At 38.5% G+C, this 17,298-nt stretch carries 17 protein-coding genes and 1 riboswitch; of the genes, 13 read left to right on the top strand and 4 right to left on the bottom strand.

All coding sequences use genetic code 11. The annotated features are described in order from the left end of the window. Nucleotides 1–139: 139 nt before the first annotated feature. A complete protein-coding gene (locus tag LJC66_RS20220) occupies nt 140–760 on the bottom strand; it encodes a LysE family translocator (protein ID WP_013058667.1) in 621 nt (206 codons plus the stop codon). 221 nt (nt 761–981) lie between these two features. Between LJC66_RS20220 and LJC66_RS20215 the strand changes: the two genes are divergently transcribed. The 4 genes from LJC66_RS20215 to LJC66_RS20200 all read left to right on the top strand — a co-directional run bounded on the left by LJC66_RS20215 (nt 982) and on the right by LJC66_RS20200 (nt 4,404). Then, nucleotides 982–1,464, top strand: coding sequence for a GNAT family N-acetyltransferase (locus LJC66_RS20215; RefSeq protein ID WP_195696077.1), 483 nt, complete (start codon nt 982–984; stop codon nt 1,462–1,464). After that, nucleotides 1,461–2,387 (top strand): DMT family transporter, encoded by a 927-nt coding sequence (locus tag LJC66_RS20210; protein WP_195696078.1) that lies wholly within the window; start codon nt 1,461–1,463, stop codon nt 2,385–2,387. The genes LJC66_RS20215 and LJC66_RS20210 overlap by 4 nt, the downstream gene beginning before the upstream one ends. A 24-nt stretch (nt 2,388–2,411) precedes the next feature. Continuing rightward, complete coding sequence (locus tag LJC66_RS20205) at nt 2,412–3,350, top strand: MBL fold metallo-hydrolase (protein WP_230933440.1); 939 nt, start codon at nt 2,412–2,414, stop codon at nt 3,348–3,350. Between the two features lie 202 nt (nt 3,351–3,552). Further along, nucleotides 3,553–4,404, top strand: a complete 852-nt coding sequence (locus tag LJC66_RS20200) for a VOC family protein (RefSeq protein ID WP_195696080.1) — start codon at nt 3,553–3,555, stop codon at nt 4,402–4,404. A gap of 473 nt (nt 4,405–4,877) precedes the next feature. Here LJC66_RS20200 and LJC66_RS20195 read toward each other — a convergent pair whose 3' ends face one another. Beyond that, nucleotides 4,878–6,263: a protoporphyrinogen oxidase gene (locus LJC66_RS20195; RefSeq protein WP_050688323.1), complete on the bottom strand. Its 1,386-nt coding sequence runs from the start codon at nt 6,261–6,263 to the stop codon at nt 4,878–4,880. Nucleotides 6,264–6,484: 221 nt separating this feature from the next. Between LJC66_RS20195 and LJC66_RS20190 the strand changes: the two genes are divergently transcribed. The 6 genes from LJC66_RS20190 (at nt 6,485) to LJC66_RS20165 (ending at nt 12,190) form a co-directional block, all read left to right on the top strand. Then, nucleotides 6,485–7,810, top strand: coding sequence for a metallophosphoesterase (locus LJC66_RS20190; RefSeq protein ID WP_195696082.1), 1,326 nt, complete (start codon nt 6,485–6,487; stop codon nt 7,808–7,810). 158 nt (nt 7,811–7,968) lie between these two features. Further along, on the top strand, nt 7,969–8,391 hold the full coding sequence (locus tag LJC66_RS20185; RefSeq protein WP_230933439.1) for a GtrA family protein: 423 nt from the start codon (nt 7,969–7,971) through the stop codon (nt 8,389–8,391). A 37-nt stretch (nt 8,392–8,428) separates the two neighbouring features. Next, nucleotides 8,429–10,114, top strand: a complete 1,686-nt coding sequence (locus LJC66_RS20180; RefSeq protein WP_230933438.1) for a DUF6044 family protein — start codon at nt 8,429–8,431, stop codon at nt 10,112–10,114. A gap of 12 nt (nt 10,115–10,126) precedes the next feature. Then, a complete protein-coding gene (locus LJC66_RS20175; protein WP_057273881.1) occupies nt 10,127–11,116 on the top strand; it encodes a glycosyltransferase family 2 protein in 990 nt (329 codons plus the stop codon). Nucleotides 11,117–11,222: 106 nt separating this feature from the next. After that, entirely contained in the window at nt 11,223–11,663 is a 441-nt protein-coding gene (locus tag LJC66_RS20170; RefSeq protein WP_230933437.1) for a hypothetical protein, read from the top strand. A gap of 80 nt (nt 11,664–11,743) precedes the next feature. Next, complete coding sequence (locus LJC66_RS20165; protein WP_230933436.1) at nt 11,744–12,190, top strand: GNAT family N-acetyltransferase; 447 nt, start codon at nt 11,744–11,746, stop codon at nt 12,188–12,190. 12 nt (nt 12,191–12,202) lie between these two features. On the opposite strand, the gene LJC66_RS20160 is transcribed toward LJC66_RS20165, so the two are convergent. Next, complete coding sequence (locus tag LJC66_RS20160; RefSeq protein ID WP_230933435.1) at nt 12,203–12,499, bottom strand: hypothetical protein; 297 nt, start codon at nt 12,497–12,499, stop codon at nt 12,203–12,205. A 121-nt stretch (nt 12,500–12,620) separates the two neighbouring features. Next, nucleotides 12,621–12,722: riboswitch (SAM riboswitch) on the top strand. A gap of 69 nt (nt 12,723–12,791) precedes the next feature. Between LJC66_RS20160 and LJC66_RS20155 the strand changes: the two genes are divergently transcribed. From LJC66_RS20155 to alaP, 3 genes are all read left to right on the top strand, one after another. After that, on the top strand, nt 12,792–13,130 hold the full coding sequence (locus LJC66_RS20155; protein ID WP_230933434.1) for a hypothetical protein: 339 nt from the start codon (nt 12,792–12,794) through the stop codon (nt 13,128–13,130). Between the two features lie 100 nt (nt 13,131–13,230). After that, complete coding sequence (locus LJC66_RS20150; RefSeq protein ID WP_230933433.1) at nt 13,231–13,389, top strand: DUF1540 domain-containing protein; 159 nt, start codon at nt 13,231–13,233, stop codon at nt 13,387–13,389. Nucleotides 13,390–13,705: 316 nt separating this feature from the next. Beyond that, nucleotides 13,706–15,109 carry an alanine permease AlaP gene (gene alaP / locus LJC66_RS20145; protein WP_075419374.1) on the top strand — a complete coding sequence of 468 codons (1,404 nt, stop codon included), beginning with the start codon at nt 13,706–13,708 and terminating at the stop codon, nt 15,107–15,109. A gap of 70 nt (nt 15,110–15,179) precedes the next feature. Here the strand turns inward: alaP and LJC66_RS20140 are convergent, their stop codons facing one another. Beyond that, the gene (locus LJC66_RS20140; protein WP_230933432.1) at nt 15,180–17,273 is read right to left on the bottom strand and encodes a TerD family protein; all 2,094 of its coding nucleotides are present in this window, start codon (nt 17,271–17,273) and stop codon (nt 15,180–15,182) included. Nucleotides 17,274–17,298: the final 25 nt, after the last annotated feature.

Genomic DNA, 17,298 nt, shown 5'->3' with positions numbered 1-17,298 from the left:
GAACCTTATATATATATAAAATAATAATTTTGGTCTTTTGTCAACTAACCTCACATGGAAAAATAGGGTGATATGACAAATGAAGCGGGTATGAAAAGGCGATAACAGCAGGGATGAAAGAAATTTCATTTTGTTTTACTTAATTGTTGCTAGAAAATAAAAGTTTTAGGCCGAGTACCCCAAAAACCGTTCCTTTTACATATTTTAATGTGTGCTGAAAGATACGGCTTTTTTTGACTTTTTTCCCAAGGCCAGAAGCAAATAGCGCAATAAGTGAAAAGATGATGAGCGTTTCGGCGATAAAGATGATACCAAATAAAATCATCTGCAAACTTACATGTCCAAGAGACGAATTAACAAACTGCGGTAAGAACGTAATGAAGAAAATAGCTACTTTTGGATTGGTTAAGTTGCTAACAAATCCTTTTCTAAAGTGATGGTGCTGCTGAACGTTTTCTGTTAATTCCAACGGACCGCTTTTCTCGCGAAACGATTGGTAGGCTAAAAACAGCAGGTACAGAACACCTACAACCTTTAGAATCGTAAAGGCAATAATTGATTTTTGAAAGATAATTGATAGCCCCACTGCGGCTAAAAGAGTATGTACAAATGTTCCCGTGATAGATCCCAATACGGTTTTGATGCCTGCTTTGACGCCTGAAGCAATACTTTGTGTCATTACGAAAATCATGTCTTGTCCTGGTATTAAGACAATGATAAGTGACACAGCTATGTAAGGTATAAGCCAAGAAAATGTCATGATGATTCCCTCCCAACAGAATTTTAACCATTTCGACAAAAAGTTCTCAAGAGTGTGTGCTAATGAATTAATAGATTAATGGAGTAAAGTTAAGGAGGTGTAAAAGCGTAAAAAGAGGTTATTCTCCTTAAAAAAAATCAATAAAAGGTGTAGGAAAAAAATAGGTGGTATTGTATAATAATTCGATATACTTAATTTTTATAGAAAGAGGGTAAAAATTTATGAAGTACTGTTTAGCACAGCCGGAGGACGCTGCTACAGTTCACGATCTTATGCAACAAGCCTTCTCCGTCTATCGTGATTCTGTCCCACCGTCCAGTGCTCTTGATGAAACAACAGAATCTATTATGCAATCGTTAAAGCATGGAAAAGAAGCTGTCATTTTATCCGTCGAAAATAAGCCGGTAGCGATGGCGCGTTTTATGCTAGAAGAAGCGAGTTTATATTTTTACCGTCTATCTGTTATTCCCTCCTTTCAAGGAAAAGGAATGGCTAAGCAGCTTATTCAATGGTTAGAAGCGTACGCCAAAGAGTGTGGTAAGGAAAGTTTATCATGCAAGGTGAGAATGAGCGTTTCTCGTAATATAGCTTTGTATGAATCAATCGGCTTTTACATAGAGGAAAAAGAAATCGTACATAGAGACGGAGTGAATATTCCCGTAGTAAATATGAAAAAAGAGATTCTAAAAGGAGTAATGGCATGAATAAATCAACTCTTCCTTTACCGCCTTCTGTCTTTCTTTTAATCGGTGTATTAGCCGTTTCTTTTTCTTCTGTTTTAATTAAATGGTCGGACGCGCCTGCTTCTATTTTAGGAATGTATAGACTGCTGTTTACGGTCCTTTTATTTTTACCGTTTTTACCATGGAGGCAAATGAAAATTCTTTTTAAAAACAGCACGGTAAAAGAATGGCTAATGCTAGCTGTATCAGGCGTGTTTTTAGGGCTTCACTTTCTGTTTTGGATGGAGTCTTTTTCACATACAACAGTTGCTAGTGCTATGATTTTGACTGCGCTTGAGCCGGTCTTCGTAGTGATAGGAGCTTATTTTTTATTTAAAGAAAAAACAAGCAAAGTAGGAATCATCAGCATTTTAATTGCTGTTAGCGGCTCGGTAATTATTGCATCGGGAGATATCGGAGTATCTAAAACGGCTCTTTACGGAGACTTACTTTCTATTTTAGGTACAGTAGCTGTTTCTGTTCATATGCTGGCAGGGCAAGAATTATGCAGAAAAATGCCTTCAATCATCTATAGCTTCGCCGTTTTTTTAATCGGTGGCCTGGTTCTATTTGTCTACAATATTTGTACAAACGTATCGTTGACTCAGTATGACCCAAAAGATTGGTGGATCTTTTTACTTTTAGCGCTTATTCCTAATATTTTTGGTCATGCCTTATTCAACTGGCTTTTAAATTACGTAGGTGCTACAACGATCTCAATGGCTATTTTAGGAGAGCCAATTGGTGCCATCATTCTAGCTTATTTCTTGCTTGGAGAAATGACAACTGTTTCTCAGCTAGTGGGAGGGATGATTGTGATGATTAGTGTGATGATCTTCTTAAAGTACAAAGCAGAAGAGCCAGAAAAAGTCATGGCTCTTCAAGAAAAGTCCAATATCAGCTAATTGGATAGGCAAGCAGCACCGAGTATGATACAGTTTATTTATCATTATTTACCATTTGATAAAGAGGCTTTTATTAAACTACATAAAGCGGGTGTAAATATGCTGAAAAAACTAACGGACCATGTTTATTACTTTCCTCATTCTGAAGAAACGGATCGGCCGGTGCTCGGGCTTATATGCGGGGAGAAGTATAGTTTCATCGTAGATGCCGGGAATTCTCCTGCGCATGCATCATTATTTTTAGAAGAAGTTGGAAAAATGGGCGTCCCTCCAATCAAAGGAGTAGCGATTACGCATTGGCACTGGGATCATACATTTGGCATTCATGCCATGAACAAGTATACAATCAGCCATCATCTAACAAAGAAAAAGCTGGCTTATTTAAAGACACTGCGCTGGGACGATGATGCCTTGGATAAACGTGTTCGGGAAGGTGAAGAAATCGAATTTTGCCGGGACATGATAAAGAAAGAAATGCCGAGTCGAGAGACGTTAATTTTACAGGAGCCGGACGTAACGTTTCATCATCATATGGAAGTTGACCTAGGTGGAATAACTTGTTGCATTCAGCATATTGGAGGAGTACACGCGCAGGACTCGTCCATTGTCTACATACCCCAAGAAAAAGTCCTGTTTTTAGGTGATTGTCTATGCCCAGATCTTTATAGCGGTGACTGGAGCTATGATAAAGAAGACTTTGAGCGGATTCAAAGAGAACTTAAAAAATATGATACGCAGTATTATCTCTCATCTCATTTTGACCCTGAAACTTCTGAGGAACTTTGGCGAGATTTAAACCAATTGAGTGCGATTGGAGAAATTGTAGGAAATGAAGTCGATTTAGAAAAAGCATGTTTTCAGTTTGAATGTGAAACGTATAAGAAGCCAACAAATGAGCAAAAAGAGAGAATACAGTATTTTGTTAATGGAAATGTCAAACGCAAAAGCAGAGAACTGTTTTGATAGTTTATGCATAATGGTAAATAAGCCCGCCTGTTCATACTATATTATGAGCAGGCGGGCTTATTCAATTGGTTGTGCTGTGATATAAGCTTTAAGTTATGATAGTAAAATAAATAACTTTACGAAACTAAGTTATAAAAATATAATAAGTTACATAAAGTAAGTTAATTAAAAAATGATATATTCAAAAGGAGAAATAATCATGAACTTTCACCGTGCACCCCATGTATTTGTTGGGAAAGTAAATTTAAAAGTAGAAAATGTAGAGCGTTCACTTGCTTTTTATCAGCAAATAATCGGGTTTAAACTTTTAGGGAGAAAAGAGAACAAAGCCTTGCTAACAGCTGATGGACGCACGGCGCTTTTATCGATTGAACAGCCGGAAAATGTTACAGCAAAACAGCCTCGTACAACAGGCTTATATCATTTTGCTCTATTGTTGCCGACTCGTTCTGATTTAGGAAATGTTCTTCAGCATTTGTTAAATAGCGGTTATCCGCTTCAAGGGGCGTCTGATCATCTAGTGAGCGAAGCGCTGTACTTGGCAGATCCAGATGGAAACGGCATAGAGATTTATCGAGATCGTCCGTCAAGTACATGGGAATGGAATGACAGTGAAGTAGTAATGGCTACAAAGCCTTTAGATGCAGAAGCGATATTATCTGAAGGAAACGGTAAACCATGGACAGGATTACCTTCAGCTACCTTAATGGGACATATTCACCTTCACGTTTCTGAATTAGAGCAAACGGAAAACTTTTATCGAAATGGATTAGGTTTTGAGGTTGTTAGCAATTACCATAATCAAGCACTGTTTATTTCAACTGGGCGCTATCATCATCACATCGGACTAAACGTTTGGAATGGAATTGGAGCGCCTAGTCCTCTTGAAAGCAGCGTTGGTTTGGAGTCATTTACACTTGTTTTTCCAGCTGAAGAAGCAAGGGAGCATGCAATAAGTCAGCTTCGTGAAATTGGAGCAGCTGTGTCTAAAGAAAACCAAGATTTCATCACAAAAGATCCATCAGGCAATATAATTAGATTAGTCCTTTAACATAAAAGCTGCCGCAGTTGGCAGCTTTTATTTATCGCAATGTTCGTCAAAATAGGAAAGAAATGTACACTTTTTTCTCAAATAGCAAGATGATAATGGCGAAAATAGTGTTATTTTCAGGGAAATAAACGAAGAGTCTTATGCTTAAAAAAGTTTGTAAACAAGCGGGCGTGGGAATAAAATACATACCTAGCATCATTTTTTATCGCTATTGAATCTTTATATAAAGTCTTTTCATATAAAACCTTGAAGGAAGGGAGCGGAAACCTGTGAGATATAAAGTGAAACATTGGCTTAGATTAACTTCAGACGAGCGCTATCTTGTATTGTTTGCTACTGCTGCTTTGCAAAAAGAAAAGCGATAAAAGAGTTGTTAATAGTAAGGAAAGTAGCTTTATATGCTAACGAAAAGGTAATAAAAGGCCTGAAAATAATATATTTATTTTCAGGCCTTTTATTGTTTTCAAACTTTTTTAAGTTAACTGTTGAGAGATAGCTTCAGCCGTTTGTTTGCCGTTTGTTATACACGCTGCAATGCCTACTCCATAGTAAGAACAGCCGGCTAATGTAATAGCGGGGTGCTTGTCATGCAATTTTTGAGTCAAGCTGCGTACAAGTTCACCGTGTTTAAGGTGATAGGTAGGCATCAATTTATCCCAATTGGTTACGTCGCTTTCAATGGGCTGCTCTTTGATTCCTAAGCTGTTTTCAATGTCCTTTTGTGCCACTGCTAGCAGCTCTGCTTTTGACATCGTCCGCAGGCTGTCAAAGTGGTGACTCGTGCTTTTATAAAATAAGCGAACTAACAAATTCCCTCGCTTAGAGGTGTGAGCCCATTTTTTGCTCGTCCACGTGCAGGCATTGGCGATTAAGTTGCTTGATTGAGAGGCAATAAACCCGGTGCCTTCAGCGGGAAGGTATTCGTCTGGAACGTCATAGCCGATGTACACGCTAATCAGAGAAGAATCTTTTAACTGCTCAAAGTCTTCGTTTAATGCGGGATCGTTCAACAGGTGCTGAGCAGCTGTGTGCGGTGTAGCTAACACCACGTAATCCGCTGAATGGGCTTGCCCCGGCGTACTGATTTGGTAGCGTTCACCGTTCCGTTTTATGCTGGTAGTCGGCGTATCTTTTAAAATCGTTACATCAGAAAGCTCTTCTTCTAAGCGGTGAATAATCGTTGATAAACCTTGTTTAAACGAAATGAATTTTTTATTTCCTGCCGTTTTAAATTTTTTTTCATTAGCTCCCATTCCTTTGATGATGCTGCCGTACGTGTTTTTATAGTCGAGCAGATACGGGAGAGTCGAAGAAATCGTGAGTTTGTCTAAATCGCCAGAGTAGACGCCCGATAAAATAGGTGCAATTTGCTTTTCTACTAGCTCTTCTCCTAAAAAATGTTTTAAAAAGAGTCCAATTGAGCTGTCTTTCGTAAACGTTGTATTTTTAGTAATTAAGTCTTTTAAAGCTGTAATTTTAGCTTTTGAAGAAATCAGCTCGCTCTTAAAAAGAGATTCCACGCTTGTTGGAATACCGAACATGGTATCTTCAGGAATTGGAAGCAGCTCATTAGCAGAGTAAATAAACGATTTGCCCGTTTCGTTATAGACTAAATCGTTTGTTAAGTACAGCTCTTCTAGCAGGGGCATAACGTTTTCTTTTCGAGCTACAATAGAGTCCGCCCCTGTTTCCATAATAAATTCTCCAGCTTCACGCGTATTGATTTTCCCTCCTAGATGGGCATGTTTCTCTAGTAATAATAATTTAAGCGGGAGATTACGTTCTCGTTTTAGTTTCTGCAAATAGTACAGAGTGGTTAAGCCCGTAATTCCTCCTCCAATAACAGCGACCGTTTTCAAAATATTCACTCCTACATGTTCAACAATTAGTCTGTAATATACGAAAATCATACCACTATGACTAGGAAAAGTGTAATGAATTGATTGTGAACATAGTGTGTGCAAACGCGAAAAGAAATATTGAAACTATACGATTAGATATTTTGAAATTACATAAAATAAAAGCTCATACACGTAGAGAAAATGACTGAGACGCAGCAGTGAAGAAAGGAGGAAGCATCATGCTCGGCGGTTTTATGGAAACGCTGAAAAAAGACTGGCTCGCTTTAGTATTAATAAGTGTTCTTATATGCGGTATTACCTTAAACGTACGAGCTGAAGAGAAGAGCGGACGAAGCGGATACATCGAACCAAAGCTAGTTTTTCCTGTGATCAGTGATGTTCATATTAAAGAAACAGGAACGCTTGATTTGCGTACTTTTCAACATGCGTTAACGCAGTTAAATGAACAGGCACCGAAACAAGATGCATTTGTAGTAGTAGGAGATTTGGCTGATACCGGCGCGTTAAAAGAATACGACCGCTTTTTTTCTATTTATAATCAAAATAAACAGCCGCAGGCCGTATCTCTTTTTACGATTGGTAATCATGAATACCGGGACAGCGTAACTAATCAGCAAGCGCAGCAGCGTTTTTTATCTAAAACTAAAATGAAAGCTCTTTATTTTCACCAAGTGATAAAAGGATATCATTTTATCATGCTTGGGACAGAAAGCCGTCTGACCGCCGGTGATTATTCAATCAAACAAATTAACTGGCTTGCTGAACAGCTGAAAATAGCAAAGCGAGATGATCCTAAAAAACCGATTTTTGTCTTTATTCATCAGCCTATTAACAATACACTGTACGGGAAAAACAGATGGGGAATAGAAGTGAATGAACAGCTTCTTTACAATGCGTTAAAATCTTATCCGCAAGTCATTACGTTTTCTGGTCATACCCACCATCCGTTGGACGACCCTCGTACTATTTTTCAAAGAGATTTTACGTCTCTTGCAACGTCTTCTGTTCGGTATATATGGCCTGGTGCCGGATATTTACAAGGTGAACTTCCTCCTGGCTACCGAGATGTGAGTCAAGGTCTTCTTGTAGAGGTTTATAATCGAAAAGTAGTCGTTAAAAGGCGGGATTTTCATGCAAATAAGTGGACGGGAGAAGCGTGGGAAATTGACATACCTGCAGATACAAAAAAATTTCACTACACGAATGAACGAGATTTAGTAAAACCGATTTTTCTTCCAAGCTCTACTATTTCTGTTATACAAGAAAAAGCTTCATCGAATCAGCTTTATATCCAGTTTACGCAAGCTGTGGATAATCTGATGGTTCACTCTTATCGCATTACCGTCAAAAATAAAGAAACTGGAGAAGTGGTCAAAACATATAATGCATTTTCTCAATATTACAGCGATCCTGTTCCGGATGTTCTAAGTCTTCCATTATCGGGTTTGCAGCCTCATACTGCGTATCAAATAGAAGTAGCGGCAGTGGATGCGTTTGACAATCAAAGCGACCAAAAATTAATCATTGAAGGCTCTACTAAATAGCTAAAAGAATCCTGATTTTTATTAATTCTTTTAGCTTTTTTTCATCTGTTTTTAATGTTATTTTCATTAGATTTTTAAGTGGAGTTGCTACACTGAAACTGTATTTAAAGTCATAACATGTAATTTTTATGAAAGTATTAAAATCAAAAGGAGTTTGTATGAAAGGATCTTTTGTACGTTTTTTAGTAGTAGGGCTGGTCAATACAGCAGTAGGTCTTTCCATTATGTATGTGCTGCTTCATATTTTTCATCACTACTGGGCAGCAACGTTTATCGGAAACGCAGCAGGAGCAGTCGTCAGCTACGTGTTAAATCGAATATTTACGTTTAAAAGCGGAGTTCATTTATCCAAAAGCATACTGCGTTTTATTTTGGTTATTGGCGTTTGCTACGGCTTGTCTTACTATATTGGACTGCAGTTTTCCAGCTGGTTATTGCATCAACTTCCTGCTGCTGTGCATCCGTTCAAAAAAGATGTCGGTATATTAATCGGAACAGGTCTGTATACGCTTTTAAATTATACGGGTCAAAAATACTTTGTATTTAATGCAAAAAAAGAAGCAGTCGTTGTACACGATTAGCTTTTAGTAATTATGAAATGGAAATAGGTGTTAACAGATGAAGAAAGAAACAGCTATGAATAAAGAAAAAACATTGCTTATTATCGCTGTCCTTTTACTGCTTGCGTATGTATCCCCTATGTTTTTGCTCGGGGAAAACTCGCATATACGCGTGCATGATAATTTAGACTCAAATATTACGTGGTATAAAGTTCTGCATCGAAGCGGAGAGCTGTTTGGCTCCAGTCATGCCGTATTGCCTCAAATCATTAACGGATTGCCGAGGAATACGTTTGGAACAGAATTCAGCGGTATTCAGTGGCTGTATGGTTTGTTTCCTACCATGCTTGCGTACAGCCTCAGCCAAACGATTACGCGTGTATTTGCTTTAATTGGAATGTATTTATTACTAAAAAAGCATTTTATTAAAAGCGAGGATGCTTATGCGATTCGAGTGCTTGTATCACTTGCTTTTGCACTTACTCCTTTTTGGCCTTCGGGCATGCTGAGTACATTAGGACAGCCGATGGCGCTGTGGGCATTCTTAACCATTCGAAACCGCGAAGGAACGTGGAAGGAATGGCTTACTCTTTTACTGCTTCCGTTTTACGCGAGCTTTGTGCTAGGCTTTTTCTTCTTTTTAACGGCAATGGGGCTGCTATGGCTAAGAGATGCAGTTAAAAAGCGAGCGTGGAACATTCCTTTTTTAAGCAGTATTGCAGCGATGACCGCTGTCTTTCTGCTCATTGAATACCGGCTTGTTGATTCTCTTTTATTTCCAGAGGCCCCGACGAGTCGAAATGAATTTTTAAGCTCTACTCTAAGCTTTGGACATTCCGTTCGCCTTGCTTTTAAGAACTATACGCTTGGGCATACGCATGTAATGACGCTTCATACCTTTGTGATTTTACCGCTTTCTTTTATCGTACTTTGGATCGTTGCTCGGAATCAGAAGGAAAAGCTTGAAAAAACGTTTTTGCAGTTATTTATTCTTAATCTACTACTGTCGATTTGGTATGCATTTTGGTTTTATAAAGGATGGGAGCCGCTAAAAGAAAAATATCAGCTTTTTAATACATTTAACTTTGCTAGATTTCATTTTTTACGCCCGCTCATTATTTATTTGATGTTTGCCATTGGCGGCTATGTTTTATGGAAAAGGGGCAAGGCGTGGAAAAAGTTTGTGTGGGTGTGTTTGGTTTTACAGCTGCTTGTGTTGTTTATAGCGAATCCTGAACTTTATTATCGCTACAATCACGAGCCGTCAGTCAAAGAATTTTATGCTGTCCATCAATTCGATGAAATCAGCAGATATATAGGGAAACCTAAATCATCTTATCGGGTAGCAAGCATCGGGCTTCATCCATCAATTGCTCAGTATAACGGCTTTTATACGCTAGATACGTATAACAACTTCTATCCGTTAACGTATAAACATGAGTTTCGCAAAATCATTGCCAAAGAGCTTGATAAAAATAAAAAGTTAGAAAGCTACTATGATCACTGGGGGAACCGCTGCTATGTGTTTGTTAGCGAGCTAGGGAAAAAATATGATTACCGAAAAGACTCAACGAAAAAAATCCGTCATTTGCAGCTTAATATCAGCCAATTTAAAAAAATGGGCGGTCGCTATATCTTTTCAGCTGTGCCAATCGAAAATGCTGAAAGTGACGGTTTGCACTTTTTAAAAGCATTTAACGATAAACAGTCCGCTTGGAAAGTGTATGTATATGAAGCAAAGTAAGGGGGCAATAACATGAACAGGCCTATTTTAACGATTGTTGTTCCATGTTACAACGAAGAAGAAGTATTCACAGAAACATCTTTTCAATTAACTACTGTAATAAAAGAACTGATAAATGAACGTCTTGTATCAAGTGAAAGTACCATTTTATTTGTAGACGATGGAAGCAAAGACAGCACGTGGTCGCTTATTGAAAAAGAAAGCTGCAGCAATTTGTTTGTAAAAGGGTTAAAGTTAGCGCGGAATGTAGGACATCAAAATGCTTTGCTCGCAGGACTAGAAGCAGCCCATAAGCAATCTGACTGCGTCATTTCCATTGACGCAGATTTGCAAGATGATATCAGCGTTATTCGTACTTTTGTAGAGAAATATTGGCTCGGGTATGAAGTCGTATATGGTGTTCGAGACAGCAGAGAAACCGATACATTTTTTAAACGAACCACGGCAGTAGGGTTTTACCGTTTTATGAATAAGCTAGGAATTCAGCTCGTTCAAAATCACGCTGATTTTCGTCTTATGAGCAAACGCGCTCTTGGTGAACTTATGAAATATAAAGAAGGAAACGTCTTTTTGCGAGGCCTTGTACCATTAGTAGGATTTCGCTCCACGGAAGTCACATATGACCGCAAAGAACGGACAGCGGGCGAATCAAAATATCCGTTAAAGAAAATGCTTGCTTTTGCATTCGACGGGATTACATCTTTTAGCGTAGCGCCGATACGCTTATTGACGCTGCTTGGAGGAGCTTCTTTTCTCTTTAGTATTGCGTTTGGTATTTATGCGCTGATTCAAAAATATTTAGATCATACGCAAATTGGCTGGACGTCTCTTATTTTATCGATTTGGCTTGTAGGCGGCCTGCAGCTAATGGGAATGGGTCTTGTCGGAGAATATATTGGCAAGATTTTTAACGAAGTGAAACAGCGTCCTAAATATGCGATTGAAAGAGATTTATATACAAAACACTCATTAGACAAACAAAAAGATTTGCTTATGCATTAATAAGAAGCTTCTCCTAAATGGAGAGGCTTTTTTGTTAAAGCGTTTATCATAATTTTTAAGTGAACAGGAAATGCTACTACTAAAATTTCTAAGGAGATTAACATCTATGAAAAGACTATTTTATACAGCCAGCACTTTTTGTTTTGTTTGGCTTGCTTTTGCAACTATTCATGTTAGTGCTCTTTCGATTGAGAAGCTTCCAATGAAGAAATCATCTGAACAATGGTCGGTTGAACTGACAAAAGCGAGCATGACGGGAGATAATCAGCTAAAGTGGAAAAATAATGTCTATCATACATATGGATTAACCGTTGAAAACATTGGAAAAGACGTAGAGCGCGTGCAGGTCCAAGCTTTTCGGCACGAAGGAAAAAACAAGACGAAATACAGCTTGTTTTCTCCTATTGAAAGGTCTAACTTAAGCAAAAGCGGTCAGCGTTTTCGCTATGCCAATTTTGCTGTTCCTGGAAAAGCAGCAGGCTTAGACATCATGATTAACTGGACGGATGAACGAGGCAATCATCAAGAACATTTTGAATTTAAATAAAAGTCTTCGCTTAGGCGAAGACTTTTTTTGCAGGAATTTATCTCTGCATGTGGAAGACGAACACGAAAGGAGAGGTCGTAATGATTGTAAAAGCTACTGAAGAAGAAATACAGGAAATTCGGACGAAATCTGCTGATGCACTGTTTGAAGGAACAACGCATCAGTTTCAACCGTCAGCTGAACGCGTAAATGAATTAATTGATAATGCCCTTCAAAAAGGATGTTATTATTTAGTATCTAGACAAGAAAATAAACTCGCAGGCTGGGTTCTTGCGGGACCATCTGCCGACTTCTTTTCAAAAGAAGAAATTGGCTTTATCTACGAGTTATATGTTTTACCAGAATACCGCGGGCAAGGTCTAGCCAAGCCGTTAATGCAAAAAGCAATTGATGAATTGTCTATCAAAGGCTACCCTGAAATCAGACTCAGCGTTCATGCTGGGAATTTTGCACAGCACGTGTATCGCGAACTTGGATTTATAGATAAACAAATATCAATGAGCCTGCAGGTGGTAAAACGTCCGTAACGTTGGTGAATGTCAGCGAGTCCATAAAACATAAGATGTTATACATGCGATGAGGTTCGGTAATGAAAGTAAAAGTAAATAAGTAGCCCAAACGGCGCCTTTATCTAGTACTTCAACGGCTCCTCCACCTGTATTGTCTGAAGGGGGGGGATCTTCAAGCGCGTTCATAATCAAAGCCGCCGCTGCTAAAATAATCCCTCCAATGCTTCCGGTTGTTTTGACAATTGCAATATGGAAAGTAGATGAAAAGGCAATGCTGAGAAGAAGCAGCAAGCTTCCCAAAAAAGCAGATAACATATATCGTTTCATGTGCTCACCATCCTTTATGAAAGCATACCATATTTTACTTCTTTTTTCTTTTTATTGAAAAGCTATTGACGTAACCTATAAAACATATTAGAATAGTCAGAAATAATTTAAAAACGGAATATTCTTATCTAGAGAGGTGGAGGGACTGGCCCTTTGAAGCCTCAGCAACCACAATTATTGAATGGTGCTAATTCCAGCATAGCCTAGCTCTGACAGATAAGAAGAGGAATCTTTTTCTATGATGAAATCCTCTTCTTAGGAAGAAACATTTCGTATAGAAAAGGTGATGACATTGAACAATAGACAAACAGCGTTAAGCACTGATGATTATTTAGATCTATACTTATTAGCGAAAGAAATAAAAGACGAAACGTGGCAGCAGGAAATTTTGGCCGCGCTAAAAACGCAGCAAAACCGTTCATTTGAAGAAAAACAATCCGCCCTCGTTCAAGAGATATGGGAAGATTTTAAACAGTTAAATGAAGATATTTCTTTTACGTATCGCTTAATTCAAGAAGAACCAACTAACGAACAATTTCAGGCTAAATTAAGCCGCTTGAGAGAACGGCGGATCACGCTGAGCCGTGAGTTATATTTAGCTAAAAAACAGTATGTTGAACACACGCAATAAAAAGATCCGCTTGAGAAACAAGCGATTTTTTTGCGTGAAAATGTTAGAATCGTTATATTTCGGGTAGTAAATAGATAAGACAAGCAAAGGAGGGATAACAGTGGCCCAAGGTGTATTATGTGAAGTGAATGAGTGCATGTATTGGAAATCCGGAAATAAATGCAGTGCAGAGTCCATTTACGTTGTGAGTCCTGAAAGTAGTCACCATGTTTCTGAAACGGAAGAACCTGGCTGTAAAACTTTTGAACCCGCGAAATAAATGCTAGTTTTTATAAAAAAGCATAAAATGAACGATGCGCTGACGGAGTTGAGTCGGCGTTTTTCTATTTTTTTAAAATACTATTACTTAGGTGCAATAATAAATACATAGTAAAAAAGCAGGGCCTATGTCTAATTGTGCGTTTAAACAAAATGATAAGATAATTTTTTTATTTTTCGACAAAAGAAAAGTGAGAGAAAGGTGATAGAATACAAATATACAGCCTAGCTGTCTTTTAGCACAAACTTATATGAAAGCGCTAACAAAAAGGCTGTGTTCATCTCGTTTTGACAGATTGGAAAAAGGGGAGACATTTATGCAGGGGAAAACTCAGGGGAAAGAATTGAAACGCGGGTTAGAAGAAAGACATGTGACGCTGATGTCCTTAGGAGCAGCCATAGGGGTAGGACTGTTTCTCGGATCTGCATCTGCTATTAAATTAGCAGGGCCAGGAATATTATTGGCGTACGGATTTAGCGGAATGATTATGTTTTTTATTATGAGAGCACTTGGAGAAATGGCGATTCAAAAGCCTGTTGCAGGTTCATTCAGCAAGTACGCACGCGACTATTTAGGGCCGCTTGCTGGTTATTTAACAGGTTGGAACTACTGGTTTTTATGGGTTGTAACATGTATGGCTGAAATTACAGCCGTTGGTATTTATATGGGGTATTGGTATCCGGATGTACCAAACTGGATTTGGGCGTTATCGGCGCTTGTCATCATGACAACGGTTAACTTCTTAGCTGTTAAGGCATATGGTGAACTGGAATTTTGGTTTGCACTTATTAAAATTTTAGCGATTGTATTAATGATTGCCGTTGGATTATTAATGATTGTGTTTGGAATCGGCAACGGCGGCGTTGCGACGGGTATTAAAAACTTGTGGGACAATGGCGGACTGTTCCCGAACGGGTTCAAAGGTATTTTGCTGTCGCTGCAAATGGTCATGTTTGCGTATTTAGGAATTGAAATGATCGGCGTTACCGCGGGAGAAGTGAAAAATCCGGAAAAATCTCTAGCAAGAGCGATTGATTCTGTCTTTTGGCGTATTCTTATTTTCTACGTCGGTGCGTTATTTGTCATTATGTCGATTTATCCTTGGCAAGAAATTGGTGCACAGGGAAGTCCGTTTGTATTAACGTTCGAAAAAATCGGCATTCCAGCGGCAGCAGGCATTATTAACTTTGTTGTACTAACAGCAGCTCTTTCTTCTTGTAACAGCGGTATTTTTAGTACAGGCCGTATGCTGTTTAACTTAGCAGAACACGGAGAAGCGCCAAAAGGATACGGCCAGCTTACAAAAGGCGGCGTACCGGGAAAAGCTGTTTTAGCATCAGCGGGTGCGCTATTAGTCGGAGTAGCGTTAAACTACATTGTGCCTGCCAAAGTATTTACGTGGGTAACAAGCATTGCAACATTCGGTGCGATTTGGACATGGGGAATTATTTTGCTTTCTCAAATTAAGTATCGCAAAACGTTAAAAACAGGTGAAGAGGCAAAGCTGAAATATAAAATGCCTTTATTTCCGTTAACATCTTATGTGTCACTTGCGTTCCTAGCGCTGGTAGTGGTTCTCATGGCATATAATCCAGATACAAGAATTGCAGTTGTCATCGGACCATTATGGTTTATCGGTCTTATTATCGCGTACTATGCAAAAGGATTCCACAAACGAAGTCAAGGTTCAGCTGCAGCTGAGCAAAAGCTAGTGAAATAAAAGAAAAGACCTCTTTCTTGAAAAGAGGTCTTTTCTTTTATTATATTTGTTCTTAATTTCCTATAAATAATTAGTTTAGGTAGGTTTCAATAATTGTTTCAATATCATAAGGAGTAATACCTTCATCAAGCGAATAAATAGTGTCAGCTTTTTGTTTGTCATGGACAAGTGTTCCTCTAGCTTGTGCGTGAAATGAAAAAAGATCATAAAGCGTTGGCTTCAACAGCTTTGTCATGGCTTTCCCCATAAGAGAGACAGATCCATTGTTTTGTTCAAGATTATTTTGAAATTCAACATGATGATGCAGCGAAATATCCGTCCAGATTAATTTTCGCTCTTGTAAATCAAAAATTAAAGGGATGGAGATGGTGGAATCACTAGCAAGATCTACTTTATTTTGTAAGGTAGAAGGTTCGAATATTTCGCCGGACTCTACGTGCTGTCTCATCATCCATCCTCCAAAGCATTCGGGAAGCATAACAAAAGGTTGAACAGAAAATGAATAAACGTTCATCAATATATAACGGCCGCCTTTTTTTAGAATCGTAGGGATATGCAAGTCAATAAATTCACATGCCCCGTTAGGAGCAGATGTAATATCTCCGCTGTGAAAAGCTTTGAAGCTTTCTGAAGATAAGTTTGTATAAGAAATATGCTCTTTATACTGCCAGTTTTCATCGTAAATTCCGGCAGACAAATCAATATCTACACTACCGGTGTGCTCACCATTTACAAAGCCTTCTTTCCACCAAATGAAAAAACGAAGCGTATCGCCTTCAGGTATTGTTAATTTACTACCTCTACTAATCGTTTTTAATGTTTTGCTGCTTGAACGCTGTGAAAATGGTATGGTTTGTTCACGCAAGCGTTTATCAACCCATACATTTCCAAGAGGTGGCAGCTTGGAAAAACGGTCATGTAAAGCATCTTTGCAGGCATTTATTACACCATCACAAAGATTTTTACGAAGAGAAGGTAAGGGACTATCAAGCGCCATTACTTTGGACACATTCCCTTTTGGAAACACTACGCGCATATCTTGTCTATGATGTCGATGCTTCATATGTGAATAGAGCTGAAGCAGTACTTGCGTAGAGACATAATGAGCGACCGTTGCAAATGCTGTAATAATAGAAGCTGCTTCTTGTTCCCCAGTAGATAAGCGCAGTAAATGGTCAATTCGTCTAGCAAAGTCACCTGGACGTTTTTCTAAAAGTGAAACTGCTTTTGAGACGTCTTTTTGCTCGAGTGCTTTCTCTACTTTACTATAGAAGGTCAATGGTTTTTTATGATTTCGAACAGCATTAAACCCTTTAGCAGCGTGAGGAAATCGATGTTTGTATTCCCCAGGATGTAAAATTTCACCTAACCGAATCCACTTTACTTTATAGCGAAACATATCTTCTTCCGCGTTTGAAGTGCTCTCTAGCAGCTGCAACAAGCTTCGACGTTCAAAACGACTAAACTTCTTAAATAAAGTGGGTGATGAAAGGCTAATATCGCCATCAGATAAAGCGGTTGCCAAACGTAAAACGTCTGTTGCTGTTTTAAAATAAGAAGACAAGACATTAATAGGTAGTTTTTTTGTTTTAATTAAAACTGAGCTAACAAATGCAGCATTTTCTTTTTGAGGAATGACTTCTGGAAGTAGGTCTAATACATGTAAATTGACAAGAGACCATTCGATGTCTGCTCGATCCGTTTGCGATAATGAGGTATTGGCACCAATTAATTGACGGATCATAAGACCGAATTCTTCATCCGTTCCGAGGTCAATAATCCGCAAATCTGTAGTATCTAACAGGGGAAAAACATCTTGTTTTTCACTGTTTGGTAAAATCCCAGTCAGATAGTGAACCACGGCATTTATGTATAGTTCTGCTTCGGACGCTTGCATGACTTCGTTTGGAAAGTTAGGATACATCGGTTTATATTTGACATGAGCGCCAACGAGTCTTTTTAAAGATAAGAGAAGCTGCTCATAAAAAGACATAAATTCGTAGAACGAAAGAGTGAGTAACCGATTAATTAAAGAAGCTGAAGCTGTAAATCCTAATGCCTCAATGTTTTTTAACATGGAAGCTACATAAGCAGGGGCTAATATATCTGATCCTTGCTTTATAATTACTTTAAATTGTCTTCTTAAAAAAATATCGTTTTTCATTCAAACACCACCATGTATGATTTGC

The sequence above is a fragment of the Priestia sp. TSO9 genome (genome assembly GCF_021029645.1).
In the GTDB taxonomy this organism is placed as follows: Bacteria; Bacillota; Bacilli; order Bacillales; family Bacillaceae_H; genus Priestia; species Priestia megaterium_E.
This window is presented reverse-complemented; position numbering and strand designations above follow the sequence as displayed.

What these genes read in the sequence shown, in the direction of transcription:
- LJC66_RS20190 (WP_195696082.1), top strand. Translation starts at nt 6,485, where the DNA reads ATGCTCGGCGGTTTTATGGAAACGCTGAAAAAAGACTGGCTCGCTTTA.
- LJC66_RS20140 (WP_230933432.1), bottom strand. Translation starts at nt 17,273, where the DNA reads ATGAAAAACGATATTTTTTTAAGAAGACAATTTAAAGTAATTATAAAG.
- LJC66_RS20205 (WP_230933440.1), top strand. Translation starts at nt 2,412, where the DNA reads ATGATACAGTTTATTTATCATTATTTACCATTTGATAAAGAGGCTTTT.
- LJC66_RS20170 (WP_230933437.1), top strand. Translation starts at nt 11,223, where the DNA reads ATGAAAAGACTATTTTATACAGCCAGCACTTTTTGTTTTGTTTGGCTT.
- LJC66_RS20215 (WP_195696077.1), top strand. Translation starts at nt 982, where the DNA reads ATGAAGTACTGTTTAGCACAGCCGGAGGACGCTGCTACAGTTCACGAT.
- LJC66_RS20200 (WP_195696080.1), top strand. Translation starts at nt 3,553, where the DNA reads ATGAACTTTCACCGTGCACCCCATGTATTTGTTGGGAAAGTAAATTTA.
- LJC66_RS20220 (WP_013058667.1), bottom strand. Translation starts at nt 760, where the DNA reads ATGACATTTTCTTGGCTTATACCTTACATAGCTGTGTCACTTATCATT.
- LJC66_RS20160 (WP_230933435.1), bottom strand. Translation starts at nt 12,499, where the DNA reads ATGAAACGATATATGTTATCTGCTTTTTTGGGAAGCTTGCTGCTTCTT.
- LJC66_RS20175 (WP_057273881.1), top strand. Translation starts at nt 10,127, where the DNA reads ATGAACAGGCCTATTTTAACGATTGTTGTTCCATGTTACAACGAAGAA.
- LJC66_RS20180 (WP_230933438.1), top strand. Translation starts at nt 8,429, where the DNA reads ATGAAGAAAGAAACAGCTATGAATAAAGAAAAAACATTGCTTATTATC.
- LJC66_RS20165 (WP_230933436.1), top strand. Translation starts at nt 11,744, where the DNA reads ATGATTGTAAAAGCTACTGAAGAAGAAATACAGGAAATTCGGACGAAA.
- LJC66_RS20210 (WP_195696078.1), top strand. Translation starts at nt 1,461, where the DNA reads ATGAATAAATCAACTCTTCCTTTACCGCCTTCTGTCTTTCTTTTAATC.
- alaP (WP_075419374.1), top strand. Translation starts at nt 13,706, where the DNA reads ATGCAGGGGAAAACTCAGGGGAAAGAATTGAAACGCGGGTTAGAAGAA.
- LJC66_RS20185 (WP_230933439.1), top strand. Translation starts at nt 7,969, where the DNA reads ATGAAAGGATCTTTTGTACGTTTTTTAGTAGTAGGGCTGGTCAATACA.